An 861-nucleotide genomic window follows, 5' to 3' on the forward strand; every position below is an offset into this window, starting at 1 on the left:
GATTCCTCAACCTAGGCTTCAGCCTCATAACCAGTAGCAGACGGTCGCTGCAAGGCAGAGGGACGACATAAAGTTCTTGGCGTTTCGGTCATATCGAGTGGAGATCCTGCGAAACTCCTTGAACCTGCCGAACATCCGTTCGATGACGTTTCTACTCCTGTAAAGGTATGGGGAGAAACAGTTTTTCCATTTCCGTGTTTTGCGAGGCGGGATGTTGGGCAGAGATCCACGCGCCTCCACGGTCCGGCGGATACGATCACTGTCGTATCCTTTGTCACCATGTAAAACACCGTTTGTCGGAACGAGCGGCAAGAGTGCCTCAGCTCCTGTAAAGTCCGAGACATTGGCTCCGGTCAGGTGAAAGGCAATGGGTCTGCCTTTGTTGTCGCTCAGGGCGTGGATTTTGGTTCCCGGACCACCACGAGCTCTGCCCAGGGCATGGGCTTGAGCCCCCCCCCTTTGCCGCCATGAGCAACCCGATGGGCCCGAACGGCTGTACTGTCGATCATGACTTCAAGCGCAGCCCCCCCGGTTTGAGACAGCGTGTCGAAGATGCCTGTCCAGACACCTTTTTCGGACCAGCGAACGAAGCGGTTGTATAGGGTTTTCCTTGGTCCATAGACATCTGGCGCATCGATCCAACGACCACCCGACTTCAGGACACGAACGATGCCACTGATCACCCGCCGGTCATCGACACGCGGCTTGCCTCGCGTATTGGTTGGAAGAAGTGGCTGCAACTTTGAAAACTGCTCATCTCTGAGCCAGAAACATCCATCTGACATCGCAAAACTCCTGTTCAGGAGCTTGAATCAGACTTCAAGTGATTTGCATAGCCATTTTATGGGTCTGAAGCCTAGG

Annotated in this window: 1 protein-coding gene; it reads right to left on the reverse strand. The window is 54.4% G+C overall.

Features of this window, described 5'->3' with window-relative positions:
* Window positions 1-24: 24 nt before the first annotated feature.
* Window positions 25-785, reverse strand: a protein-coding gene (locus V6575_RS13200) for an IS5 family transposase (RefSeq protein ID WP_340274926.1) whose coding sequence is annotated in 2 segments (ribosomal slippage) — window positions 25-456 and window positions 459-785 — 759 coding nt in all. Because the reading frame shifts where the segments join, the coding sequence is not laid out codon by codon here.
* Between the last annotated feature and the right edge of the window lie 76 nt (window positions 786-861).

This window comes from Roseibium algae (genome assembly GCF_037783265.1).
Lineage (GTDB): Bacteria > Pseudomonadota > Alphaproteobacteria > Rhizobiales > Stappiaceae > Roseibium > Roseibium algae.